The following is a 25,849-nucleotide window of genomic DNA, read 5'->3' as shown; positions in this document are numbered from 1 at the left end:
ACAAAACCGGCAGGCCCGATAAGCGCTGCGCTTTCGGGCTCCTACCTCAGTTGCAGCAAGCCATACCCCACCAGCGCCGCCCATAACAACATTGGCAATGAATAGAGATGAAAGCGCCACCAGATGCGTCGGTCATTTGCCATACGTAGCGCAATCAAATTCGCCAGTGAACCCGGCAACAAACCGAATCCTCCAACGTTTACCGCCCAGGCCAGCAGCACTGTGGGGGGAACATAGTTCAGCAGCAGGATGGTGCTGGGTACATTACTGATAAACTGTGACAGGCCAATCGCCGTGAACCACAAGCCCGGTTCTGACAGCGTGCCAACGTGATTTAGCAGCCCCTGCAACGCTGGAAGTTGCGTCAGTAAATGGACATCAATAAACATCGCCATAAAGACCAGCAGCAGCGTCCAGTCAACGCTGACTACCACCCGACGCGCCAGCAGCAGAAAACCCGCCGCCACAATCGCCAGCCCCACCAACTCCTGTTTTAACTCCAGCGCCGTCAGAAAGACGATATACAGCCCCAGACAGCTCCACACTAGTCGGGGCTGCCACACAGGCGTTTGTGTCCCGGTGTGATATTCCAGCGGCTTATTGGGGAAACAGCACCAGCACAGAATTAGCAGCGTCAGCATCATCACCGCCGCCAGCGGCGCCATCTGACCAATAAACGCGGCAAAGGAGAGGCCGGAACGCCCCCAAATTAAGATATTCTGCGGATTCCCAATAGGCGTGAGCAGTGAACCGGCATTCACCGCCAGCGCTTCAAAGATAATCAGCCGGTTAACCGGAATGGCACACAGCTTTTTGAGGGTAATCGTCAGCGGGACCACGATAAACAGCGCGACATCATTGGTCAAAAACGTTGAAAGTACAGCGGCGGCGACCACCATGAACATCGCCATACGGCGTTCACTGGCGAAACGGCGGGTCATTTTTCTTCCCACCACATCAAAATAGCCGCTAAGCTCAACGCCTTTGGTCAGCAGCATTAATCCGCTTAGCGTGATGATCGTATGCCAGTCAATGGCGCCAGGCCAGGTGTGCGGTGTAAACGGCACACACAGGCTCAATCCAATACCAACGATAATCAGTAGCTGAAAAAAACGATCGCGCTTCAGTGCGCGCATAAAAGGAAGGTTCATTCAGCAACTGTTCCATGCTGCTCAGTAAACTGGCGAAAAGCGTCGAGGGTTTCCTGACTCACATGGTGCTCCATGCCTTCGGCATCACGACGGGCAATCTCCGGGCTAACGCCCAGTACCAGCAGGAAGTTTTCGACGATCTGATGACGTTCACGGCTCTCCTGCGCCAGCTTCTCCCCTTCCGGGGTTAAAAAGACACCGCGCCAAGGGATCATTTCAATCAACCCTACCGTTGCCAGACGCTTGAGCATTTTCGCCACCGTCGGTTGAGAAACGCCGAGCCGTGCAGCCATGTCGACCTGACGCGCCTCACCGACCTCGATAATCAGGTCGGAAATCAGTTCGACGTAATCGTCAATCAGCTCACGCCGATGCGCCTCTCTGACCTGGCGGAATCCCTCGACGTGTTCTTCCACGTTAACTAACTGCGTCACTTTTCTGGTTGTTGGCGTACCTGCGCGGCGACTCATTGTGCTTCCTCTTTCGTGTGACGCGGTTACAGCATCTTATTAGAGAACGACCATTGTAAACCAGAGTTGCCCCCGCACAAAAATTTAACGTTTTAGCAATAGCTATATAATATAGCCTGTGCTATATCTGTATGTAATGCAGGCATCCCTTACGGATTGAGGGATTGGAAGTCAGGAGGTCACTATGAACGAATTCAAGAGGTGTATGCGCGTGTTTACTCATTCCCCCTTTAAGGTCCGGTTAATGCTGCTCTCAATGCTGTGCGATATGATCAACAGCAAACCCGAGCAAGATAAGCCCTCTTCTAAATAATGCGGCGTCGCGGTACGCCGCTTCATTTTGTTGTCATATTCCCCCGCTATACTGGCGTTTAGCCCAAATTAACCCTTCTTTTTGTCGGATTTGCTAACCTCTTCGCAAAACAATTTCTCTCAGCCAGTTGACCAAAACATTCACACGCTCTATCTTCGTGCAGCCCTGCCTATATTGCGGCTCGCAGATGCGGACCACATCCCCTCTCCACGCACTCTCAGCAGGTAATGACCCTTGACGCCAGGGTAAGCACATGGCGTTTTTGCGATAGTGGTATATGAATTTAACCCTCAAAGACACGCTTGTTGCCCGCAGTCGGGCCATTAGCCCCTGGACTGGCTTTTACTTTTTACAGTCGCTGCTGATCAACCTGGCGTTGGGCTACGCGTTTAGTCTGCTTTACACCGTGGCATTTACCTGCATTTTGCTACTGCTCTGGCGCACTTCTGTGCGGGCGCAAAAGGTGGTGATCGGGCTTTGCTCGCTGATTGCGGCAATGTATTTTCCTTTCGGCCAGGCCTATGGCTCGCCGAACTTTAATACCCTGCTGGCGATGCATTCGACCAATATGGAAGAATCCACGGAGATGCTGACTATATTCCCGTGGTACAGCTATCTGGTCGGCGTCTTTATTTTTGCGCTCGGGGTTATAGCCGTGCGCCGAAAAAAAGAAGAAGAGAAACCGCGCTGGAACAAAATCGACACGCTGTGTCTGCTGTTCAGCGTCATCGCGTTTTTTGTCACCCCGGTACAAAACCTGGCCTGGGGTGGCGTATTTAAATTAAAAGATACCGGCTACCCGGTGTTCCGCTTCGCCAAAGACGTCATCGTTAATAATAATGAGGTGATTGAAGAGCAGGAACGAATGGCGAAGCTGGCTGGAATGAAAGACACCTGGACCATCACGGCGGTGAAGCCGAAGTATCACACTTATGTGGTGGTGATTGGCGAAAGCGTTCGCCGCGATGCCCTGGGCGCATTCGGTGGCCACTGGGATAACACGCCCTTTGCCAGCAGCGTCAACGGCTACCTGTTTACTGATTATATTGCCGCCAGCGGTTCAACGCAGAAATCGCTGGGCCTGACCCTCAACCGGGTCGTGGATAATCAGCCACAGTTTCAGGATAATTTTGTTACGCTGGCAAACCGTGCGGGTTTTCAGACATGGTGGTTCTCGAATCAGGGGCAGATTGGCGAGTACGACACCGCCATTGCCAGCATCGCGAAGCGTGCCGACGAAGTTCAGTTCCTGAAAAGCGGTGACTTTGAAGCAGACAAAAATACCCAGGACGACGCGCTGTTAACAATGACATCGCAGGTGCTGGAAACCGAACGTACCCAGCCCCAGCTTATCGTTCTGCATCTGATGGGTTCTCATCCGCAGGCCTGTGACCGCACGCAGGGCAAATATGAAACATTCGTGCAGTCCAAAGAAACGTCATGCTATCTCTACACCATGACGCAAACCGACGAACTGCTGCGCAAGCTTTACGACCAGTTACGCAACAGCGGCGACAGTTTTTCGCTGGTGTATTTCTCCGACCACGGTCTGGCTTTCAAAGAGCGCGGTAAAGAAGTGCAGTATCTGGCGCATGACGACAAGTTCCAGCAGAACTTTCAGGTCCCGTTTATGGTGCTCTCCAGCGATGATAAAGCGCACAAGATCATCAAAGCGCGTCGCTCAGCGAACGACTTTCTCGGCTTTTTCTCGCAGTGGACAGGGATAAGCGCGAAGGAGATTAAGACGAAGTACCGCTTTATTTCTGAAAAGAAAGCACCGCCGGTCTATATCACCAACTTCAAACTGCAGAAGGTCGATTACGACCACCTTGGCACCGACATTTTCACTATTAAGTAGGCCCGGTAAACGTCTGCGTCACCGGGCAATATTGCCGGATGGCGGCATCAATCCCTTATCCGGCCTACAGCAATCTTCCGCCAAAAAAAAATCCGCCCCTTGAGGCGGATTTTTATTATCACCGAAGTGATTAGAAGCGGTAACCGACGCCTGCGATCCAGGTGCCTACGTCAACGCTACGAATACGGCTCTGCTCGTAAGAGAAGTCCAGAGCAACGTTTTCGATCGGGTTGAACTGCAGACCAGCACCGTAAGAGAAACCGTAGTCGCTGGTGTCATCTTTTTGGGTCGGATAGTTGGTATCCTGGAATTTACCGTAGCCAACACCTACAACACCGTAGATGCTTGCCCAGTCGTTCAGACGGTAAGCCGGACCCGCAGTGATGCCGTAGTACTGAGTTTTGTTGTAATCGCCTGCACTGTTAGTACGATCTTTTTCAGTGTAAGTGAAGGAACCAATTACGCCCAGCGGGTTGTTGTCCTGCTCGTAGCGATATTTCAGGTTGAAACCGTTCATTTTGTTAGCCATACCCTGAGCGTCGCTCTGAGCATAACCACCGGTTACGGTAGAAGTCGCGGCTGCGGCGGAACCTGCGGTGAAAGCCAGTACTGCGGCCAGTGCTGAAAGACATGCAATTTTTTTCATAACCACCTCAAATGTGCTTCAAATAAATCCTAAGTTTTAAATATATCAAAAATTGATGAGAAACTCTTTGTGATTAGTGATGTCTAAGGGGCCAATTCGTGTAACAAATCATTTCACAAAGCAGCTATCTCTTTCAAATAACATCATTTTTCCGAACATTTAGCCCATTATTACGCGCATAACATGGTGCTTTCATCCAGATAAATCCTAATCACTCAGTGAATGCATCCATCAATATTGGGTCATTCTACGGAATTCAGGGAACTTTTTTTCAACAAAGACTCAACCGCAAAGGGTTATTTCCATTACACTGCTTTTTTTACTTCATTTGACAGTAATTGACAGGAGAAGGGATGCCAGGGTCGTCACGTAAAACGTCGGTATGGCTTTATATTTTAGTGTTGGTTATCGCCATGATCTCGATTCAGAGCGGCGCTTCACTGGCAAAATCACTGTTTCCCCTTGTTGGCGCGCCGGGGGTTACCGCCATTCGTCTGGCGCTGGGAACACTGATTCTTGTTCTGTTTTTCAAACCCTGGCGCCTGCGTTTTGCCAAAGAGCAGCGGCTACCGTTGTTGTTCTATGGCCTTTCTCTTGGCGGGATGAACTATCTCTTTTACCTGTCTATTCAGACAGTCCCGTTAGGGATCGCGGTGGCTCTGGAGTTTACCGGGCCGCTGGCCGTTGCACTGTTTGCTTCACGACGCCCCGTTGATTTTATCTGGGTGGTTCTGGCGGTGCTGGGGATCTGGTTTCTGCTGCCACTGGGGCAGGATGTTTCACATGTCGATCTGCCTGGTGCTGCGATGGCATTGGGTGCGGGTGCCTGCTGGGCGCTCTATATTCTTAGCGGCCAACGCGCAGGGGCTGAACATGGTCCCGCGACCGTTGCGGTCGGTTCTCTGATTGCGGCTATTGTGTTTGTGCCGCTAGGCGCAGTGCAGGCAGGAGAAGCACTCTTTCACTGGTCGGTGATCCCGTTAGGTCTGGGCGTCGCTGTTCTGTCGACAGCGCTGCCCTACTCTCTGGAAATGATTGCTTTAACGCGCCTGCCCACCCGAACCTTTGGGACGCTGATGAGCATGGAACCGGCGTTGGCTGCCATGGCGGGTGCTATGTTCCTCGGGGAGACGCTCACCTCCCTACAATTGCTGGCACTTGCCGCCATCATTGCGGCATCAATGGGTTCAACCCTTACGGCGCGCCAGGAAAGTAAGATTAAAAAGATAGATGTAAATTAATTTTTCTGCATGGTTTACATAACCATGCAGAATTTCGCCTAATCATATGCGCGGTTATTTCCTCTATATTCCTTCACGTCTTGCCAGGGTGACAATCCTATTTCTGCGTCCTGATTGATTTCATTCCTCAATAAAACCGCCAGCCTACCACGCTCGCAACCTCATGAATAATCATGCAATTAAATATCTTCGTTGTTATGTACTATTAAAGCGATAGGGAGAGCCAGAAAAGCAGAAACTATAACCAGTGCTATACTTAGTTTCGTCAATTACTGGGACATAACATCAAGAGGATATGAAATTATGAGTACCGCTAAATTAGTAAAAACAAAAGCGTCCAATCTGCTTTATACCCGCAACGATGTTTCTGACAGCGATAAAAAAGCCACCGTTGAGCTGCTGAATCGCCAGGTGATCCAGTTTATCGACCTGTCTTTGATCACTAAGCAGGCGCACTGGAACATGCGCGGTGCTAATTTCATTGCCGTGCATGAAATGCTGGACGGCTTTCGTACTGCATTAACCGACCATCTCGATACCATGGCAGAGCGTGCGGTTCAGTTAGGTGGCGTTGCTCTGGGCACCACACAGGTAATTAACAGCAAAACGCCGCTGAAAAGCTATCCGCTGGATATCCATACCGTTCAGGATCACCTGAAAGAGCTGGCAGATCGTTATGCGATCGTCGCGAATGATGTTCGTAAGGCGATTGGCGAAGCGAAAGACGAAGATACTGCCGATATCTTTACCGCCGCCTCACGCGACCTCGATAAATTCCTGTGGTTCATTGAATCCAACATCGAATAATTTCGTCATAAGTATTTCCTCTATAACCCTCGCTCTGGCGGGGGTTTTGCACATTAATGGTGCAACAGACTCCCTCCCGCAGGCCGCAAAGTAAAATCATTGTAATAATCACCTCACACAATCGTTAATGAAAGGTTGTTTTGTCTACAATATTTGCGCTAAATAGACACTCTGCTTACCCTCTGCCTGAGATGCACCAAAACAGTGCCCCAGGGAGGTGCAAAAAGCGGTTATTGCCTCGCCAGCTGCGCATCCTGCTCTGGCAGCTTCTTGTTAAAACAACAAGTTGCAAAGTTGGCACGATTTTTTCATTAAGCCAATTGTTCTTTCAGGGGATCGCCCCGTGGATAAAAAAAAGGAAATGCTATGAAGTCTGTATTTAAAGTTTCACTGGCAGCACTTACCCTGGCTTTTGCGGTCTCTTCTCATGCCGCAGATAAGAAACTGGTTGTCGCAACCGACACCGCATTCGTACCGTTTGAATTCAAACAGGGCGACAAATACGTTGGCTTTGATATTGACCTGTGGGCCGCAGTGGCGAAAGAACTGAAGCTGGATTATGAACTGAAGCCAATGGACTTCAGCGGTATTATCCCGGCGCTGCAAACCAAAAACGTCGACCTGGCGCTGGCAGGTATCACCATCACCGATGAACGTAAAAAAGCGATCGACTTCTCTGAGGGCTACTACAAAAGCGGCCTGTTAGTGATGGTCAAAGCAAACAATGATGATGTGAAAAGCGTCAAAGATCTGGACGGTAAAGTCGTCGCGGTGAAGAGTGGCACCGGCTCTGTTGATTACGCAAAAGCGAACATCAAGACCAAAGATCTGCGTCAGTTCCCGAACATCGACAACGCCTACATGGAGCTGGGTACTAACCGTGCCGACGCGGTTCTGCACGATACGCCGAACATCCTCTACTTCATCAAGACTGCCGGTAACGGTCAGTTCAAAGCGGTGGGCGACTCTCTGGAAGCACAGCAGTACGGTATCGCCTTCCCGAAAGGCAGCGACGAACTGCGTGAAAAAGTAAACGGTGCACTGAAAACCCTGCGTGATAACGGCACCTATAACGAAATCTACAAAAAATGGTTCGGTACTGAACCTAAATAATACGGTCTGACAATCAGGCTCTGTAACGCCCGGTGGCGATCGCGCTTACCGGGCCTACATTTTTAGCCATCGCCCGATAGGCTATTTTCACCACGGTAACAGGAATAAAATATGCAGTTTGACTGGAGTGCTATCTGGCCCGCCATTCCGATCCTGCTCCAGGGCGCCAAAATGACCCTGTGGATCTCAATCCTCGGTCTGGCTGGAGGGATTATCATTGGCCTGCTGGCGGGTTTAGCCCGTACCTACGGCGGCTGGATTGCCAATCACGTCTCCCTCGTGTTTATTGAAATCATCCGCGGCACGCCGATCGTCGTCCAGGTGATGTACATCTACTTTGCGCTGCCGATGGCCTTCCCGGACTTACGCATCGACACCTTCAGCGCCGCCGTTATCACCATCATGATCAACTCCGGCGCGTATATCGCTGAAATTACCCGTGGTTCGGTGCTGTCGATTCATAAAGGCTTCAGTGAGGCCGGTCTGGCGCTGGGTTTGTCTCGTCGTGAAACCATCCGTCACGTGATTATGCCGCTGGCGCTGCGCCGCATGCTGCCTTCGCTTGGCAACCAGTTAATCATCAGCATTAAAGACACCTCGCTGTTCATTGTGATCGGCGCGGCGGAACTGACTCGCAGCGGTCAGGAGATTATTGCCGGAAACTTCCGCGCACTAGAGATCTGGACTGCGGTAGGGGTTATCTATCTTATTATTACGCAGGTCCTGAACATCGTTCTGCGTAGTCTGGAAAGAAGGATGAAAATCCTGTGATTGAATTTAAAAACGTTTCCAAGCACTTCGGTCCAACCCAGGTGCTGCATAACATCGATTTAAGCATTCGTCAGGGGGAGGTGGTGGTGATTATCGGGCCATCCGGCTCCGGTAAATCCACGCTGCTGCGCTGCATTAATAAACTTGAAGAGATTACGTCTGGTGACCTGTTCGTCGATGGGCTGAAGGTCAACGACCCCAAAGTTGACGAACGACTGATTCGCCAGGAAGCCGGAATGGTTTTCCAGCAGTTTTATCTTTTCCCGCACCTGACGGCGCTGGAAAACGTAATGTTCGGCCCGCTGCGCGTACGTGGCACCCGGAAAGAAGATGCGGAGAAACAAGCGAAGGAGCTGCTGGCGAAAGTCGGTCTGGCCGAACGCGCTCATCATTTCCCTTCTGAGCTTTCGGGTGGTCAGCAGCAGCGCGTTGCGATTGCCCGTGCGCTGGCAGTTAAACCCAAAATGATGTTATTTGATGAGCCAACGTCTGCGCTTGACCCGGAACTGCGCCATGAAGTGTTAAAAGTGATGCAGGATCTGGCGGAAGAAGGGATGACTATGGTCATCGTCACGCATGAAATCGGCTTTGCTGAGAAAGTTGCCTCGCGCCTGATCTTTATCGATAAAGGTCGCATCGCCGAAGATGGTAATCCGCAAACCCTGATTGAAAACCCGCCCAGCCAGCGTTTGCAAGAGTTCCTGCAGCACGTTTCCTGACGGCCCCGCCCCCTTCCACCCGAAGGGGGAACCTCTTACGACTCTTCTCATTTCGAAACGCCTTCTCTCCACCCGCTATACTTATCTTTTTGTTCTGTTTTCTCACTGGAGGAGTCATGCGGTGGATCCTGTTCATCCTCTTTTGCCTGCTGGGCGCACCGGCCCAGGCGGTCACTATACCCGGCGTCACCCCAGCCACTGACGACAAAGCCGCGCCGGTGGCGGAACCTGACGTCGAGCAAAAAAAAGCGGCCTATGCGGCGCTGGCGGATGTACTGGAAAATGACGCATCACGCAAAGAGTTGATTGACCAGTTGCGCACCGTGGCAACCACCCCACCTCAGGAGCCGGTGCCGAAAATCACCCCGCCAGAGCTCATTGAAGAAAAAACGGTTCTTGAAAACCTGACCGACCATAGCCGGCAATACGTGGAGGCATTCTCCGATCGCTTTGCCCAGCTTTATCGCAATATCACCGATACGCCGCATAAGCCATTCAACAGCAAAACGTTCACCAACGCCCTGAGTCATTTCATGCTTTTGGCCGTCGCCGTCTTTGGCTTTTTCTGGCTGGTGCGCCTGTGCATGATCCCGCTGTACCGTAAAATGGGCCGCTGGGCGCGTAACAAAAACCGCGAGCGCAACAACTGGCTTCAGCTACCGGCCATGATCGTCGGCGCGTTCATTATCGACCTGCTGCTACTGGCGCTGACCCTGTTTGTCGGCCAGTTGCTGATCTACAGGTTAAGCGCCGGAAGCCAGACCATCGCCTTTCAACAAAGCCTGTTTCTGAATGCCTTTGCGCTGATCGAGTTTTTCAAAGCGATTCTGCGCCTCATCTTTTGTCCGAATGTGCCGGCGCTGCGGCCTCTAGCGATCGAGGATGCCAATGCGCGCTACTGGAGCCGTCGACTCAGCTCGCTGAGCAGCCTGATTGGCTATGGGCTGATCGTCGCCGTGCCGATTATTTCTAATCAGGTGAACGTGCAGATGGGGGCGATTGCCAACGTGGTCATTATGCTCTGCATTACCCTGTGGGCGCTGTATCTGATCTTTCACAACAAGAAAGAGATTACCGAGCATTTGCTGAATCTGGCGGAACGGTCATTGGCTTTCTTTAGCCTGTTTATTCGCGCCTTTGCCCTGGTGTGGCACTGGCTGGCAAGCGCCTATTTTATCGTGCTGTTTTTCTTTTCATTATTCGACCCGGGCAACAGCCTGAAGTTTATGATGGGCGCGACGGTACGCAGCCTGCTGATCATCGGCATTGCCGCTTTTGTTTCCGGAATGCTCTCCCGCTGGATCGCCAAGACAATTACCCTCTCCCCCCATACACAACGCAACTACCCTGAATTGCAAAAGCGTCTCAACGGCTGGCTGTCTACGGCGCTGAACGTTGCGCGCATCCTTACGGTCTGCATCGCGATTATGCTGCTGCTCAGCGCCTGGGGATTGTTTGATTTCTGGAACTGGCTGCATAACGGAGCGGGTGAAAAGACCGTCGATATTCTGATCCGCATTGCGCTAATCCTGTTTTTCTCGGCGGTGGGCTGGACAGTCCTTGCCAGCCTGATCGAAAACCGATTGGCCTCGGATATTCATGGACGTCCGCTGCCCAGTGCCCGCACCCGCACGTTACTGACGCTGTTTCGCAATGCGCTGGCGGTGATCATCAGCACAATCACCATTATGATTGTGCTCTCTGAAATTGGCGTCAACATCGCCCCTTTGCTGGCGGGTGCCGGTGCGCTCGGTCTGGCGATATCGTTTGGCGCGCAAACGCTGGTGAAGGATATTATTACGGGGATATTTATTCAGTTTGAAAACGGGATGAACACCGGGGATCTGGTGACGATCGGCCCCCTCACCGGCACGGTAGAAAGGATGACCATTCGTTCCGTCGGTGTTCGCCAGGACACCGGGGCGTACCATATTATCCCCTGGTCATCGATCACCACATTTGCCAACTTTGTGCGCGGGATTGGTTCCGTTGTTGCCAACTACGATGTGGATCGCCTGGAAGATGCGGACAAGGCCAACCAGGCGCTGAAAGATGCCGTTGCCGCCGTGATGGAAATCGAGGACGTGCGCGGGTTGATCATCGGGGAACCAACATTTGCCGGAATTGTGGGGTTAACCAATACCGCCTTTACGCTACGCGTGTCGTTTACCACCCTGCCGCTGAAACAGTGGACAGTTCGCTTTGCGCTGGACAGCCAGGTCAAAAAACATTTCGACCTGGCTGGCGTGCGGCCTCCGGTACAGACGTATCAGGTTTTACCTGCGCCGGGATCTGCGCCGGCGGCATCGTCTACGCCCGCACCGCTGCCGCCGAGTGAACCCACGCTTTAGCGTTGACGCGAAACAAAACGACGGCGCTGATCGTCATCCATAAAGGTCCAGGCGATAAAGCGACTCTGCTTTTGGCCCTGGGCCATCTCTTTTTTAACGACCTTAACGGCACCCACATCAGTGAGTGCACGATACAACGGAGGCAGATTTTCACCGCGTGATACCAGCGTGGTGAACCACATCACCTGGCGGCCATAGGCCTGGCTTTCGGCAATCATTTTCTGAATGAAAGCGACTTCGCCACCTTCGCACCACAGTTCCTGCTGCTGGCCGCCAAAGTTCAGCGCGTCGTTTTTATCTTGCCCCAGGTTGCGCCGCTTGCGCTCGCTCCCTGCGCGTGCGGCCGCTGCGGAGTCGTGGAACGGCGGGTTGCACAACGTCGCATCATACTGTTCATTTTTATGGATGATGCCATTAAAGATTGCGTTCGCCGTTTTCTGCCGACGCAGACGAATTGCGCGGGTCAGCCCAGGATTAGCGTTAATAATCGCCTGAGCGCTGGCTAACGCCTGGTCATGTGTCTCGCTGCCGGTAAAGCGCCATCCATATTCATGTACGCCGATCAGCGGATAGATGCAGTTCGCGCCCACGCCCACGTCAAGAACAGAGGCGTTGCTCGGGATGTTCCCCGTAGTCTCGCCAAGAAGATCGGCAAGATGATGGATATAATCCGCGCGCCCCGGTACCGGTGGGCATAAAAAACCTTCAGGAATGTCCCAACTCACCACGCTATAAAAATGCGCCAGCAGCGCTTTATTCAGCGCCTTTACCGCCAGAGGGTTGGCAAAATCGACGCTTTGCTCACCCGCAGGGGTAAGAACAAGATACTGCGCAAGCTCAGGTGTGCCCTTGCAGAGCGTAGGAAGATCGTAGCGGCTGTGGTGGCGATTACGCGGATGTAATCCCGGTTTCTGGGGGGACATAGCATTCTCCTGTTAACAGCGGCGTAAGATACCCGTATAACGCAGCGCGGTAAACAGGCTTCGCACCAGTGTAGTGCATCTTATTGATTTGTCAGATTTAGCAAATCAATGTCGTTCAAATTTTGACCACGTCATCATCAATTTTTTGCGTCAATTTTACCCGACTGGCGACCTACACTTAACAGGTACGACCCGTTGTTTCACAGAGGATAGCATCATGAAAAAATGCCTCGCTTTACTCGCCGCTTTCTCACTTGCCGGAGTGACGTTTGCAGCGACTGCAGCACAACCACTGAGTGCGCCCGATACTGGGCAACTTCGCGCCTCAGGTACCGTCTCAGCGAGAGGCGCAACGAACCTGAGCGATCTGGAAGATAAACTAGCGGAAAAAGCACAGGAACAAGGCGCGAAAGGTTTTGTCGTCAATTCCGCTGGCGGCAAAAACCAAATGTACGGAACGGCTACGATTTATAAATAATCTTTCCTGTCATACTGCCTGATGGCGCTGCGCTTATCAGACCTGGCTGGCGTAACTGCCCGTAGGCCGGATCGGGCGCCAGCCGCCATCCGGCAATTAACCGTTATACTCATAGAGTCACTTCAACGCAGAGGAGATATCCGCTATGGCTTCCGGCTGGGCAAATGATGACGCTGTGAACGAACAAATCAACAGTACAATTGAAGATGCTGTCGCTCGCGCACGGGGTGAAATTCCGCGCGGTGATAGCTTGTATGAATGCGAAGAGTGTGGCGATCCGATACCGGAAGCACGTCGACAAGCGGTACCGGGAGTCCGGCTATGCATTACCTGCCAGCAGGAGAAAGATTTACAAAATGCCACATTTTCCGGATATAATCGCAAAGGCTCGAAAGACAGCCAGTTACGCTGACTTTACCAGGCTAACCCTACAGAATTTACCGCTTCGCTTACACTCACGGAAATTTCCTCACTGCGTGGCAAAATGTGCCGTTATTTGCATCTCTGTAAAGAGAAATGCGAAGAATAGTAAATAAGCCTGATCAATTAATTAATAATCAATAAGTTATTTGTCATTCAATATTTTTGATGGTAGACGTCAATTCTATTCGATTTTATCTCTCACAAAAAAACGTGATACTCATCACATCGACGAAACATCGTCTTCCTTAAAGAATAAACTGCGAGAGATTAATAATGAAAACTATCAAATATGCCGTTGTCGCTGCTGCCCTGTCTACCCTGTCTTTTGGCGTGTTTGCCGCTGAGCCTGTCACTGCTGCTCAGGCGCAGAACATGAACAAAATCGGTGTGGTTTCTGCTGAAGGCGCCACCACCCTGGACGGTCTGGAAGCTAAACTGGCTGCGAAAGCTGCCGAAGCGGGTGCAACAGGTTATAGCATCACGTCTGCCACCAATAACGACAAAATGAGCGGCACCGCTGTTATCTACAAATAATTTTTACCCGTCTGTTTGCCGACAGACACACTGCTCCAACCCTCATTGACCCTGAATTACCCTTGTTTGCCCGTCCGCCACTGGACGGGCTTTTTTTTATCTGAACGTTAAAAACTGGCGTTAACGCGTGCCAACCCTTCTGCCACCGTTTCCACTTCCCCGGTCGCGACCAGGCAACAGGCTATCTCTATTTTTAACGAGAGAGGAACGGGTTCGCTTCCCGCCAGGCAGCGCGTGATCCAGTGGGCGGTGGTTTCGGGATCTTTCGCCGCAGGCAAAGGAACAGGCTCTTCCGGCATTTCGCTTTGCCGCTCCTGAAGCACCCGGACACCATGACTATCAATCAGGCTGATCTGTGGACAACGCTGCGGATTCGCATAAACCTCGCCTTCAGTGCCGTGCATCAGCAACCCACGCCCCCCAATATCGCTAAAAAACGTCGCGACGCGAGACACATATTCAGGATGTGAAACGCTGGACAACCGCAGCGCAGCATCTTCCGCAAACGGCGTCGCCAGCTTTGCCAGTGTGTGCGCACTGTTTCGCACGCCAAGACGCCAGCGCATCGCCAGTTGTTTTTCCAGCGGCGGACAAAGCGCGCCCACGGGAATATAGACCGGCTGATGGCCGTCTAACTTCGCCTGGGCCTGCCCGGCATGATGCGTGGGGTGAATACCCATCAGTGTAAAAATGGTTTCCGTAAGCACCCGCGTGGGATCTTCGCTCACCCCATGCACGACCACCGGATAACCCAGTTTATGCAGCAAAATCGCCAGCAGTGGGGTCAGGTTCGCCTGCTTACGAGCGCCATTATAACTTGGGATAACAATCGGCATTGGCTTTGCCACGGGAGGCGTCAGCTTCATCGTATGGGATTGCATCGCCTCGTAAAAACCGCGCATCTCCGCTTCTCCTTCCCCTTTGATGCGCAGCGCAATCAGCACGCCGCCCATTTCCAGTTCCGGCACATCGCCATTGAGCATATGGCTGTACAGTCCGCGCGCGGTGTCCTGGTCCAGATCGCGGGCATGATTTTTCCCCCGGCCAATCTCCTTAATAATGTTGCGGTAATCCATTGCGTCCTCCCCTGCGACAATTTTTTAACAATATAGCCCTTTAAAAGACCTGCCTGATAGCTTTTTATCGTCGATAACCAATAACCTGTTGCTACAGCGAATCGAAAAACACAAGCGTTAATTCGAATATTTGTAGTCCGCGCTGCGGAATCTTATTCGCGTATATTCTGGTTAAATATCAATCGAAAAGTTGTTGGGGTCTAATGGTAAAAATCACCAGACATGGTTTTTACCCGGTGAATATCAGGAATTAATATGAACAAGGCTGCTTTAGGCTTATTTATTGCTGCAACGGTGGGATGTTCTGCATCAGCATTTGCGGCAACAAATGGCGAAGGACAAATTAATTTTACTGGCGAAATCATTGATTCCGCTTGTCAGGTTGTAAATGGGTTAAGTAATCCATTGGATGTTCAGTTAGGTAAAGTCTCTAAAAGCGTCTTTACCGGTGCCGGTTCTACCAGCACATTAACGAAGTTCGATATTCAGCTTACCAATTGCCCGGAGACAGTCACCTCCGCTGCAATTAACTTCGGTGGTACGCCAGATACTGACAACAATGCCGCGCTGGCGTTGACGCCTGATACGGATACCGCCACGGGTGTGGCGATTCAGTTGCTCGATTCCTCCGATCAACCGGTCATCTTATACACCCCATCACAACAGTATCCGTTAGCCTCCGGCACCACGGTGAACAATCTCGAATTTGGCGCACGTTATATTCAGACCCAGGCCGCAGTGACCGCAGGCCCGGCGAATTCCGTCTCCACCTTCACCGTTATCTATAACTGATATTATCAATCCGGAGATAGTCGCGGCGTATTACACGCGACTATCTCCGCTTCACGTTGAGATATATTTATGCGTCACGGTTATTTACTGAGTACACTTTTTCTGGTTGCTGCTACAGCACATGCGGGCGTTATTATTAATGGCACGCGTCTGGTTTATCAGGGAGAGAAAAAGGAATCCTCTCTTGGCATTCAAAACCCGGATAACACGGATTATCTGGTACAGTCATGGGTCGATACCGGCAGTAATAACCAGGCCAAAGCGCCGTTTCTGATTACCCCACCGCTGTTTCGTCTGGATGCCAAAGAAGAAAACGTTCTGCGTGTCGTGCGCACCGGCGGAAATTTGCCGGAAGATCGTGAATCACTGTTCTGGTTAAACATTAAAGCGATCCCCTCCTCAAAACACGTTGAGGGGGCCAATACCCTGCAAATTGCGATTAATACCCGCATCAAATTACTTTACCGTCCGTCTGCCGTTAAAGGGAAGCCGGATGATGTCGCTGATAAACTGGAATGGCACCGCGAAGGGAACGACCTGGTCGTCAATAATCCAACACCGTTCTTCATGAATTTTCAGAGCGTCACGCTGAACGGGCACAAAGTAGAAAAAGCCACCTGGGCCGTTCCTGAAACCGAAACGCACTTTGCCCTTCCTGCCAACACGGGCGGTTCAACCGTCGCGTATTCGATCATTACCGATTACGGCAGCATCAGTAAAACCTGGTCCAAATCTGTGCGCTAATGCCGCAGAATCCAGATTCCTGAAATAATCATGTATACCTCCAAGAAGCCGCTATCCTGTCGATTCATGGCGCTGCTGGTCATTTTATGTGGCCTGGCAGCGGCCTGTTTTGCCTCGCAAACCTGGGCGGATGATTATTTTAACCCTGCGCTGCTGGACGTTGATAATCCCCAACAAGGGAAAACCGATCTTTCGGTTTATGAAAAAGGTCCAGGCCAGGCGCCGGGTAATTATCAGGTATCGATATTCATCGATAATAATAAAATCGATACTCGCGACGTGACATTTACATTACGTCAGGAACGTGATGGCCAGAATACGCTTCAGCCCTGCTTTACCCTCGATGATTTAAAAAGCCTTGGGATTAAAACCGACGCCTACCCGAAACTGATGGCGCAAGGCAAATGTGCCGACTTGCGCGCTATTCCGGCGGCTTCTGCCACCTTTCGCGTCAGTCACCAGCAGCTATTACTCAGTATCCCGCAGTCTGCCTTAGGCCAGGTGCCACGCGGCTATATCGACCCTAAAGAGTTTGACGAAGGGATCACCGCCGGGATACTCAATTACAGCGCCACCGCCAGCCAGAGCCACGCCCGCCGCCCGGGTGAAGATGATAACAGCAGCCAGTATGTCAACCTGCGACCCGGTGTGAACATCGGCGCGTGGCGGCTGCGTAATTATTCCACCTGGAATCGCAGCACCACGGGAAACGAAGAGCAGCAGAAATTTTCATCGGTCTACACCTACGCCCAGCGCAATATCGTGGCGATGAAAAGCGATCTCACCGTCGGGCAAAGTTCATCGCCCGCAGACGTCTTTGACAGCGTGCCCTACACCGGTATGCAGATGAATTCCGACAGCGACATGCTGCCAGACAGTCAACGAGGCTACGCGCCAATTATTCGTGGCACAGCTCACAGCAATGCGCTGGTGATGGTCCGTCAGAACGGCTACGTCATTTACCAGAACACTGTCGCCCCCGGCGCGTTTGAAATCAACGATCTCTACCCCACAGGCAGCAGCGGCGACCTGCAGGTCACGGTGAAAGAAACTGACGGTAGCGAAAGTCATTTCGTCGTCCCTTATGCCTCGGTGCCAGTGCTTCAGCGAGAAAAAAACCTACGCTACAGCGTGACCGCGGGTCGCTATCGCTCGTATGACAAGCACGTTGAGAAAACCCCTTTTGCTCAGGGCAGCGCGATTTACGGTTTGCCCTACGGGTTCACCGCCTATGGCGGAGCGCAACAGAGTAACCACTATCATTCCCAGGCGCTTGGCGTCGGGAAAAATTTCGGTGATTTAGGGGCTTTTTCTGTTGACGTGACGCGCGCCAAAGCGCTGCTGAAGAAACAACAGGCCAGTAAAGGGCAGTCCTGGCGAGTCCGCTACAGCAAAGATTTCGCCGGGTCCGGCACCAACTTTTCCCTCGCCGGCTATCGCTATAACAGTAAGGGCTTTTACACCCTCGAAGACACAATGGAGTCTTACACCAATGCCGATGACTGGTCAGCCCCGCAGCAACGTCGCGCACGCACAGAAGCCACCGTCGACCAGACACTGCCTGAAGGCTGGGGGGCCGTGACCCTGAGTCTGGTCAAAGAAACCTACTGGAGCCAGAGCCAGGACATGACCTCAATGAGCGTCAGTTACAACAACAGCTGGCACGACATCAGCTACAGCCTGAGCTACAGCATGAATAAAAATACCAACGACAGCGATGAGCACGGCGATTCTGTCACCAACGACAACGAGTTTTCATTGAGCATTTCCGTTCCGCTGGACCACTGGATGCACAACACCTGGGCGACGTACAACCTGAATAACAGCAAAGACGGCACCACGCAGAATATTGGCCTTAACGGTACGGCGCTGCGTGACAACAATTTTAACTGGAACATTCAGGAAGGTCTGAGCAACACCGGAAGCGGCAGTTCAACCAGTATGAACGCCGATTACAACGGCACCTATGGTGAAGTCAACGGCGGCGTAAGCCAGGACAAAAACCAGCAGACGCTGAACGTCGGGGTACAGGGTGGCGTGGTAGCACATGCCAACGGTATTACCCTCAGCCAGCCGCTGGGCGAAACCATCGCACTGGTGAAAGCACCGGGGACTCATGGGACGCATATCACCAACCAGACCGGCGTCGAAACCGATTTTCGCGGATATACCGTGGTGCCATTTGTGACCGCGTATCGCCATAACACCATCGCACTGGATACCGAAACGCTGCCGGACGACGCTGACGTGACGCATGCCGCTCAAACCGTTACGCCAACGCGCGGTGCCGTGGTGCGTGCAAGTTTTAGCACCCGCGTAGGGCGCAGAGTACTCATGACAATCACTGAAAACGGTAAACCGCTGCCCTTTGGCGCAACGGTCACCACCGAAGATAAGGACAGCGAGTTTATTGTTGGCAATGATGGCCAGACTTACCTCTCCGGTTTGCCACAGCGCGGACAACTTGCTGTCTCCTGGGGGCAAAGCGCAAGCGAACACTGCGTCGCCCAGTATGCGTTGACCGATGAGACAGACAAAAACAGCATCATCAACGCTGCCGCGCAGTGTCATTGATTTCTTGCTCAGGCGAACATTATGCAAATGATTAAACAGTGCTTTTTCTTACTGGTTCTGGGAACCGCAACGTTATTTATGCCGCATGCAAAGGCCACCTGTACCACGCCCGATCTTCCCAAAATGATCGATGTTGCATCCATTTCTGTCCCGACCACGCTGGCGGTCGGAGACACTATCCCCGGAACGGAACAGACGGTGCATGTCGCGGGAAATTGCAATCAGAGCGCTGATAGCGGGCTGGAAATCGTCTCTTGCTACTACGGTTCAGGGGCCGAAATCCCAGGTCTGAGAGGCGTGTATGACTCCGGCGTGCCCGGCGTAGGCGTGGCGCTAATGAACGATCAGGGTCAGCGAATCAGCGGTGCTGGCGGTGTGCAGTGTGATTCTCGGGCAACGCCGATTGGCTATGTATCTACTGACGGGAAACAGTCGTTTAGCTTCGCGGTAACGCTTGAACTGGTGAAAACCAGTGCTACCGTCTCCTCCGGCACGTTAATACAGGCACAGACCAAATTTGGCATCGGCGTGTTTGGTCATGAAGGTATAGGTAGCCCTAACAACATTTCCTATGCTGGCAACGTGATTCTCCACGAGGTTACCTGCTCCGTGTCGCCGAAAAATCTCACCGTCGAACTGGGGGATTTTCCTGTCTGTTCGTTTATTGGCACCGGCACGCTTTCTTCACCAGCCCAGGAGTTTAATGTCAGCGTGCATTGCGATACCACCGTGCAACCCATGGTCAAAATCACCAGCGCCAATGGTTATGAAACCAATTACGAAGGGGTTATCAAGCTCACAAAGGAAAGCGGTATGGCGACCGGCGTGGGTGTCCGCATGCTGTTTGATAATTACATCGCCACCTTTGATACCTATGTGCCGACCGATAGGCCAGCAAGCGCCAATGAAACACTGGAGATACCCTTTCAGGTTCGCTACCAACAGATAAGCGATACGGTCACTCCTGGCCCCGCAAACAGTGTTGCGACCCTTACGCTCGCCTATAAGTGAACGCCATGAAAAAAATCGCCTTAACGATCGCTCTGGGACTTACCGCCCTGGCTCACGCGGATGACAATATTCAAATTCAGATGACCGGGACGATCTACGCCAACACCTGTGTGGTTGATAGCGCCAGTAAAGATCTGACCGTCGATCTCGGCCAGACTGCTGCCAGCAATTTTAAAGACGTAGGCGATACCGGCGTATGGAAGGAATTTGAGCTGAAAGTGACGCACTGTCCGTCAACGTTGACTCTGTCTAACGCGTTTTTTTACGGTCAGGCTGATAGCGCTCACCCAACGAAATTTGCCAACACCGGTAGCGCAAAAGGACTGGCGCTGGAGCTGGCCGATCGCCAGGACAAAATCACTATTGCACCGCAGGCAAGCTTTAACGTCCTGATTAATCAGAACGACCATACGGCGGTGTTTCCGCTGGCCGCCCGCTATTACGCCACTTCAATGCCCGTCACCGCTGGCACCTTCAGCAGCGTAGTGCAAGTGACCTTTACTTACCAGTAGGACCGCGCCCCTTAGCACGGATGCTTTTCCGACGCCCGGCAGGCACTTTCGCCGGGCGTTTTTTTACCTCCGGCACGTCAGGGACTTCGGGTCGTTCAATCGGGAACACCGGCAGCGCATTCAGCAACCGCTGACCGTAGCTCTTCGTCAGCAGGCGTTTATCATAAATGACCACCTCTCCCCAGCATCCATGGCTACGAATCAATCGCCCGACCTGCTGGATCAGATTAAACGACGCCGCAGGCAGGCTTTGCACCTCGAACGGATAGCGGTTCAGGCTCTTTAGCCACTCGCCTTCGGTAATCACCACAGGGCTGTCGATGGGGGGGAACGCGATCTTATGGATATGCACCTGACTGAGCAAATCACCTTTCAGATCCAGACCTTCAGCGAAAGATTGCAGACCGACCAGCACGCTGCGCTCGCCGTTCTCAACCCGTTTACGATGCAGTTCCACCAGCCGATAGCGGGGCTGATCGCCCTGCACCAGCAGCAGTAAGCGCAGGTCGGTAACGTGCTCCAGAAAACGCTGCATCGCCCGTCCGCTGGCAAACAGCACCAGCATACCGTGATGCTTTTTGCTCTCCAGTTGTTCACGAAAATAGGCCGCCATTTCGGCAATGTGCAGCTCCTCGTTTTCCATCAAAGGCTCATAGCGCATCTGCGGAATGATGATTTTCCCCTGCTCAACGTGGTTAAACGGTGAGTCGAGCGCGACAAAGCGGTCGCCGGCCTTTTCTTTCAGGCCGCTCATCTCCTGCAAACGCGAAAAGCTGTTGAGGGAACGCAGGGTTGCGGAGGTCACAATAATATGCGGCACACTGCGCCACAGTAACCTTTCGAGCTGATCGCTAACGCGTATGCCAACGCAGTGAAACCAGACGTGGATTTGCCCGTCGCGCACGTCCCGCGTCGCCCATTTCGACACCGGCGCACCGGATGACTGCGCCAGCGATGCCAGCCGCCACAGTTTGCTTTGCGCTTCAAACATTCCTAACGCGCGGTTCATCTGCAAAATGACCCGGTGCAGGCGAACCACATCATGCGTGCCGGTCTTTTCGCTCAGATCGTTCAAGAACAGCTCCGCCAGACCGCGCAACGTTTCAGTCAGCTTCGCCAGACGCTGGCAAATCTCCTTCAGTTCGTCCGGCAGTTCACCCATAGCAAAACGGTGCTCGGCCTCTTGCCCGGCGGGCATATACAGATTGAGGATGTTATTGAGCGAAGCGATGAGCTCATACAGCTCTTCGCAGTGGGCATTCAGGCGCTCCGGATTTGCCAGCGGCGGCGTTGTTTTCGGGCGGAACTGTTCCATGCAGGTGGCAATCAGTTTGCTGAACAGATCCAGCTGGAGCCGATACCAGGGAGCGGTAATTTCAGCGCTCATTTCCAGCGCGTCGCGAGCGACATCCGGCAGGTGATGGCCTTCATCAAGCACCAGCAGCAGGTTCTTCGGGTCCGGCAGCACCGCCTCGCTTTCCATTGCCGCCATCACCAGCGCGTGGTTTGCCACCACCACTTCCGCTTCCTGAATTTCACGGCGAGCCACAAAGAACGGACACTCGCGGTAGTAATGGCAGTTGCGGTTCAGGCAACTGGCTTTATCGGTACTCAGACGTCGCCAGAGATCGTCGTCAATGGCGATATCCGTGTGATCGCGCAGTCCATCCCATTTGTAGCTGTCGAGATCGCCCTTCAGCTTCGCACAACGCTTTTGCTCTTCCTGATTATTGGGAGTGAGTTCATCATCAAGAAACGCCAGCAGATCCTGCTGTGTCGGTTCGGTACTGGCGAGCGCCGTCAGATTACGCGGACACACATATCGCCCACGACCGAACGCCGCGGTGAAACGAAGATCGGGGATGATCTTGCGCAGCAGTGGCAGGTCTTTGCTGTAGATTTGATCCTGCAACGCCACGTTAGCGGTGCTGACAACCAGCGTTTTTTGTTCTTCCCGGGCAATGGCGATGCCGGGGATCAGGTAAGAAAGGGTTTTCCCAACCCCGGTGGGTGCTTCAATCGCCAGGTGACGCCCCTCTTCCCCGGTCAGCGTTTTTGCCACGTCAGCAATCATCTGCCGCTGCGGCGCGCGGGGGATAAAGTCGGGGATCTGTTCCTGAAGCGCCTTATACCAGGCGGCGATTTGCGCTTTTAGCGCTGCGGTTAAAGCCATGAGAAAACCTGAAATACTGTATAAACAGCCACTATTGTGGCACATTTCAGGGGGTGTCAGTAGCTTTTTTGCCAGTTCTGGAAAGCGACTCGCAATGTAAATTTACTCTGCCTGATGGCGGCTGCGCCTTATCCGGCCTACGGACAGGCCCGGCATGAGCCAGGCCTTATCAGGCGCAGCCGCCATCCAACAACTGCGCATCACTTAATAATATCCCAGCGCCTTCCACCAGAGCATACCCACGGCAAAGGTAATCACTACGTTGACCGTGACCACGAACAGGTTAATGCGATAGAAGCGTGGACGCTCAAAATATCCTTGTGCGAAGTAGATTGGCCCTGGTCCACCGCCGTATTCGGTATTCCCCCACATAAGGTTACTGAAGATCCCGAAACAAATAGCCACCATCATCGGCGGCGCACCTGCCGCAATCGCCGTGGCGGCAAAAGGGGCGTACAGCGCGGCCACGTGCCCCGTCGCGGTGGCGAACAGGTAGTGAACGTAGATATACAGTACGCCCAGCAGGATAAAGGCCTCCATCGCGCCAAATCCCTGAATACCGCTCCCCAGCATTCCTGTCATCCATTTGATGAATCCCAGATCCGCCAGACCGGTTGCCAGACTAATGATCACGCTGAACCAAATCACCGTGTCCCAGGCCGCGTGGTCATTAAGGAGGCTTTTCCAGTTCACCGCGCCACTGGCAAAAAGGTAAGCGGCCAGTCCCAGCCCCACCGAGGTCGCCGAAATGCCGGTGATCAGGCTGGTGCCCCAACCGACCAGTGCCAGCACAAACCCCAGCGCCACCTTTTTCTCATTGCTGCTCATCGTCCCCAGTTCGCTCAGCGACTGTTTCCCCATCGCCTTCGCTTCCGGCGTACGCTTAAGCTCCGGATCCAGCAGTTTGTAGACCAACAGCGGCATCAGGCAAAAACAGACCAGCGCCGGGACGACCGCGGAAATAAACCAGCCTCCCCAGGTGATATCCAGCCCCAGCGTCGATTTCGCCAGAGAAGCCACCAGCGGGTTCGCCGCCATCCCGGTCATAAACATCGCCCCGGTGATCGGCGTGAACTGGAAACAGACCATCGTCAGAAAGTCACCAATGCGCTTACCGGTTGGGCCTGGTGACGAACCGAGAACATCGTTAATGGAACGGGCGATCGGGAAAATAATCCCGCCGGAACGTGCCGTCACCGAAGGCATCGCCGGTGCCATAATCAGGTCGGAAACGCCGAGCGAATAGGCAATCCCTAAGCTGCTTCCGCCAAACCACGACAGCATTTTATACGCGATGCGTTTACCCAGCCCAGAGGTCACAAACCCCAGCGACAGCACATAGGCGCAGAAAATAAGCCAGACGGTGCCGGAGGCAAAACCCGACAGCGCTTTCGCCTCTGTCAGCGTTTTGGTGAAAATCACCACGCAAAGCGCAATCAGCATTACCGCGCCTGATGGCAGCGGCTGGGTCAGGATAGCCGCAATAGTTGCAGCGAAAATGGCAAACATATGCCACGCCTCAGGGGATAACCCTTCAGGGACGGGATAAAACCAGATAACCGCCCCCACAATCACAGGGATCAGAAACGCATAGAGCTTCTTACCCCCGACAGAATTTATCGACATAGTCATATCCTTCTTTCGTGAGTCCGGGGGCCTTTATTTCCGGGACATATATTTAGCCAGCACCTGATCCACCATTTCCGGTGCCATGCCCAGATAGTTAGCAGGATCGGTCAGTTGGTTAATCAACTGCGGGTCAAGACGTTCCGCTACCGAAGGCATGGCGTTCAGCACATCAGCCAGATGTCCGCCCTGTTCGTTAACAATACGACAAGCGTCATACACCACATCATGAGCATCCTGACGGCCAATATACGGCGCCAGCCCCATCATCACCGCCTCGGCCACAATCAGACCGTTGGTCATACCCAGATTGCGTTTCATCGCGGCTTCATCCACTTCCAGCCCCGCCAGCATAAAGTTGGCCTGATGCAGTGCTCCAGCGCTGAGCACAAAACTTTCCGGAATCGCGATCCACTCTGCATGCCAGGGGCCGGTGGCGCGTTCCAGATCCTGAACCATTGCGTCGAGCATCAGCCCGGCCTGCTGACGAACGCCTTTCGCACAGGCGAGCATGAGTTCGCTGGAGATCGGGTTGCGCTTTTGCGGCATCGTACTGCTGGCGCCACGTCCTTTAACGAACGGTTCATACAGTTCACCAAATTCATTCGAGGCCATCAGCATCACGTCATAGGCAATTTTGCCGAGTGAACCGGTAATGACCGCCAACAGATTCACCGCTTCCGCAAAGCCGTCGCGCGCCACATGCCAGGTGGAGGTTGGGACATTCAGGCCGAGTTCTTCCATCAGCGCTTTTTGCACCTCAAGCCCTTTATCGCCCAGTGAAGCCAGCGTACCGGCTGCCCCGGCAAATTCACCGACCAGCACGCGCGGGCGCGCCTGTGCTAAACGTTCAGCATGACGTTCAAACATATCCAGCCAGATCGCGGCTTTATACCCAAAGGTCACCGGCAGCGCCTGCTGTAGGTGCGTACGACCGGCCATCGGTGTGTTGCGATAGCGCTGCGCCAGTTCGGCAAGCGTTGCGCGAAGTTGCGTCATCTCCGCCTCGATTAATTCGAAGGCATCGCGGATTTGCAGCACGACCGCCGTGTCCATGATGTCCTGGGTGGTCGCCCCCCAATGGACGTAGCCGCCAGATTCTCCGGCCTGTTTTGAAATCTGATGCACGAGCGGGAGGATCGGATAGCCCACAATTTCCGTCTCATGACGCAGCAGATCAAAATCCAGCGACTCGGCATTACATTTTTCGGCAATTTCCTGCGCTGCGGCTTGTGGGATCACCCCGCAACGCGCCTGAGCTTTGGCAAGCGCCACCTCGACTTCGATATATTTTCGAATAAGTTCGTAGTCATCAAATACCGCGCGCATCGCGGGCGTGCCGAAAGAATCTCTAAATAAAACAGAATCCATTACATTCGAAGCCATAAATCCCCCTGGACATTCTGATAGTGATAAGATGAGCATCTGGCTCGACTGACAACGCAGTCGATATGCATTTAATGTCCGAACATAATAAAATGTCCGTACATTTGAAATGTACGGACATTTATAATAATCATAGAGAATGTATGGAATAGTCCGT

The 25,849-nt window shown here is 52.9% G+C and carries 24 protein-coding genes; 16 read left to right on the top strand and 8 right to left on the bottom strand.

The features are described 5' to 3' along the window. Positions 1–41: 41 nt before the first annotated feature. Together HVY19_RS07220 and mntR are read right to left on the bottom strand one after the other, a co-directional pair. A complete protein-coding gene (locus HVY19_RS07220; protein WP_181683654.1) occupies positions 42–1,151 on the bottom strand; it encodes an anion transporter in 1,110 nt (369 codons plus the stop codon). Continuing rightward, positions 1,148–1,621 carry a manganese-binding transcriptional regulator MntR gene (gene mntR, locus HVY19_RS07215; protein WP_181683653.1) on the bottom strand — a complete coding sequence of 158 codons (474 nt, stop codon included), beginning with the start codon at positions 1,619–1,621 and terminating at the stop codon, positions 1,148–1,150. The genes HVY19_RS07220 and mntR overlap by 4 nt, the downstream gene beginning before the upstream one ends. 184 nt (positions 1,622–1,805) lie before the next feature. On the opposite strand from mntR, the gene mntS reads away from it, so the two are divergent. Next, positions 1,806–1,934 (top strand): manganase accumulation protein MntS, encoded by a 129-nt coding sequence (gene mntS, locus HVY19_RS07210; RefSeq protein ID WP_181683652.1) that lies wholly within the window; start codon positions 1,806–1,808, stop codon positions 1,932–1,934. Positions 1,935–2,211: 277 nt separating this feature from the next. Continuing rightward, on the top strand, positions 2,212–3,792 hold the full coding sequence (locus tag HVY19_RS07205) for a phosphoethanolamine transferase (protein ID WP_181683651.1): 1,581 nt from the start codon (positions 2,212–2,214) through the stop codon (positions 3,790–3,792). Between the two features lie 130 nt (positions 3,793–3,922). Here the strand turns inward: HVY19_RS07205 and ompX are convergent, their stop codons facing one another. Then, the gene (gene ompX / locus HVY19_RS07200; RefSeq protein WP_181683650.1) at positions 3,923–4,438 is read right to left on the bottom strand and encodes an outer membrane protein OmpX; all 516 of its coding nucleotides are present in this window, start codon (positions 4,436–4,438) and stop codon (positions 3,923–3,925) included. Between the two features lie 353 nt (positions 4,439–4,791). Between ompX and rhtA the strand changes: the two genes are divergently transcribed. The 6 genes from rhtA (at position 4,792) to ybiO (ending at position 11,440) form a co-directional block, all read left to right on the top strand. After that, a complete protein-coding gene (gene rhtA, locus HVY19_RS07195; RefSeq protein WP_181683649.1) occupies positions 4,792–5,679 on the top strand; it encodes a threonine/homoserine exporter RhtA in 888 nt (295 codons plus the stop codon). Between the two features lie 303 nt (positions 5,680–5,982). Beyond that, positions 5,983–6,486 carry a DNA starvation/stationary phase protection protein Dps gene (dps, locus tag HVY19_RS07190; protein WP_181683648.1) on the top strand — a complete coding sequence of 168 codons (504 nt, stop codon included), beginning with the start codon at positions 5,983–5,985 and terminating at the stop codon, positions 6,484–6,486. Positions 6,487–6,852: 366 nt separating this feature from the next. Continuing rightward, the gene (gene glnH / locus HVY19_RS07185; RefSeq protein WP_181683647.1) at positions 6,853–7,599 is read left to right on the top strand and encodes a glutamine ABC transporter substrate-binding protein GlnH; all 747 of its coding nucleotides are present in this window, start codon (positions 6,853–6,855) and stop codon (positions 7,597–7,599) included. 111 nt (positions 7,600–7,710) lie between these two features. After that, positions 7,711–8,370 carry a glutamine ABC transporter permease GlnP gene (gene glnP, locus HVY19_RS07180; protein WP_181683646.1) on the top strand — a complete coding sequence of 220 codons (660 nt, stop codon included), beginning with the start codon at positions 7,711–7,713 and terminating at the stop codon, positions 8,368–8,370. After that, complete coding sequence (gene glnQ / locus HVY19_RS07175; protein WP_181683645.1) at positions 8,367–9,089, top strand: glutamine ABC transporter ATP-binding protein GlnQ; 723 nt, start codon at positions 8,367–8,369, stop codon at positions 9,087–9,089. The genes glnP and glnQ overlap by 4 nt, the downstream gene beginning before the upstream one ends. A gap of 116 nt (positions 9,090–9,205) precedes the next feature. Next, a complete protein-coding gene (gene ybiO / locus HVY19_RS07170; protein WP_181683644.1) occupies positions 9,206–11,440 on the top strand; it encodes a mechanosensitive channel protein in 2,235 nt (744 codons plus the stop codon). Here the strand turns inward: ybiO and rlmF are convergent. Further along, positions 11,437–12,363 carry a 23S rRNA (adenine(1618)-N(6))-methyltransferase RlmF gene (rlmF, locus tag HVY19_RS07165; RefSeq protein WP_181683643.1) on the bottom strand — a complete coding sequence of 309 codons (927 nt, stop codon included), beginning with the start codon at positions 12,361–12,363 and terminating at the stop codon, positions 11,437–11,439. The genes ybiO and rlmF overlap by 4 nt on opposite strands. Before the next feature lie 217 nt (positions 12,364–12,580). Here rlmF and mcbA point away from each other — a divergent pair, with 217 nt between their 5' ends. From mcbA to ybiJ, 3 genes are all read left to right on the top strand, one after another. Then, entirely contained in the window at positions 12,581–12,841 is a 261-nt protein-coding gene (mcbA, locus tag HVY19_RS07160) for a DUF1471 family periplasmic protein McbA (protein WP_181683642.1), read from the top strand. A gap of 145 nt (positions 12,842–12,986) precedes the next feature. Beyond that, the gene (locus HVY19_RS07155; protein ID WP_181683641.1) at positions 12,987–13,253 is read left to right on the top strand and encodes a DksA/TraR family C4-type zinc finger protein; all 267 of its coding nucleotides are present in this window, start codon (positions 12,987–12,989) and stop codon (positions 13,251–13,253) included. Between the two features lie 284 nt (positions 13,254–13,537). Beyond that, positions 13,538–13,798, top strand: coding sequence for a DUF1471 family protein YbiJ (ybiJ, locus tag HVY19_RS07150; protein ID WP_181683640.1), 261 nt, complete (start codon positions 13,538–13,540; stop codon positions 13,796–13,798). Between the two features lie 107 nt (positions 13,799–13,905). On the opposite strand, the gene ybiB is transcribed toward ybiJ, so the two are convergent. After that, entirely contained in the window at positions 13,906–14,874 is a 969-nt protein-coding gene (ybiB, locus tag HVY19_RS07145; protein WP_181683639.1) for a DNA-binding protein YbiB, read from the bottom strand. Positions 14,875–15,129: 255 nt separating this feature from the next. Between ybiB and HVY19_RS07140 the strand changes: the two genes are divergently transcribed. The 5 genes from HVY19_RS07140 to HVY19_RS07120 all read left to right on the top strand — a co-directional run bounded on the left by HVY19_RS07140 (position 15,130) and on the right by HVY19_RS07120 (position 20,507). Beyond that, positions 15,130–15,666 carry a fimbrial protein gene (locus HVY19_RS07140; RefSeq protein ID WP_181683638.1) on the top strand — a complete coding sequence of 179 codons (537 nt, stop codon included), beginning with the start codon at positions 15,130–15,132 and terminating at the stop codon, positions 15,664–15,666. Between the two features lie 69 nt (positions 15,667–15,735). After that, positions 15,736–16,410: a molecular chaperone gene (locus HVY19_RS07135; protein WP_181683637.1), complete on the top strand. Its 675-nt coding sequence runs from the start codon at positions 15,736–15,738 to the stop codon at positions 16,408–16,410. 30 nt (positions 16,411–16,440) lie between these two features. Further along, positions 16,441–18,984 (top strand): fimbria/pilus outer membrane usher protein, encoded by a 2,544-nt coding sequence (locus HVY19_RS07130; RefSeq protein ID WP_181683636.1) that lies wholly within the window; start codon positions 16,441–16,443, stop codon positions 18,982–18,984. Between the two features lie 21 nt (positions 18,985–19,005). Continuing rightward, complete coding sequence (locus tag HVY19_RS07125; protein ID WP_181683635.1) at positions 19,006–19,995, top strand: fimbrial protein; 990 nt, start codon at positions 19,006–19,008, stop codon at positions 19,993–19,995. A 5-nt stretch (positions 19,996–20,000) separates the two neighbouring features. Further along, positions 20,001–20,507 (top strand): fimbrial protein, encoded by a 507-nt coding sequence (locus tag HVY19_RS07120; protein WP_181683634.1) that lies wholly within the window; start codon positions 20,001–20,003, stop codon positions 20,505–20,507. Here the strand turns inward: HVY19_RS07120 and dinG are convergent. The 3 genes from dinG to pcaB form a co-directional block, all read right to left on the bottom strand. Continuing rightward, on the bottom strand, positions 20,494–22,680 hold the full coding sequence (gene dinG / locus HVY19_RS07115; RefSeq protein WP_181683633.1) for an ATP-dependent DNA helicase DinG: 2,187 nt from the start codon (positions 22,678–22,680) through the stop codon (positions 20,494–20,496). The two genes, HVY19_RS07120 and dinG, sit on opposite strands and share 14 nt — an antisense overlap. A gap of 204 nt (positions 22,681–22,884) precedes the next feature. Further along, positions 22,885–24,306, bottom strand: coding sequence for a DASS family sodium-coupled anion symporter (locus HVY19_RS07110; protein WP_181683632.1), 1,422 nt, complete (start codon positions 24,304–24,306; stop codon positions 22,885–22,887). 33 nt (positions 24,307–24,339) lie between these two features. Continuing rightward, on the bottom strand, positions 24,340–25,692 hold the full coding sequence (pcaB, locus tag HVY19_RS07105) for a 3-carboxy-cis,cis-muconate cycloisomerase (RefSeq protein WP_181683631.1): 1,353 nt from the start codon (positions 25,690–25,692) through the stop codon (positions 24,340–24,342). Between the last annotated feature and the right edge of the window lie 157 nt (positions 25,693–25,849).

The organism is Citrobacter sp. RHB25-C09, from assembly GCF_013836145.1.
GTDB lineage: Bacteria > Pseudomonadota > Gammaproteobacteria > Enterobacterales > Enterobacteriaceae > Citrobacter_A.
The sequence above is the reverse complement of the archived record's forward strand: the minus strand, read 5'-3'. Positions and strand labels throughout refer to the sequence as shown.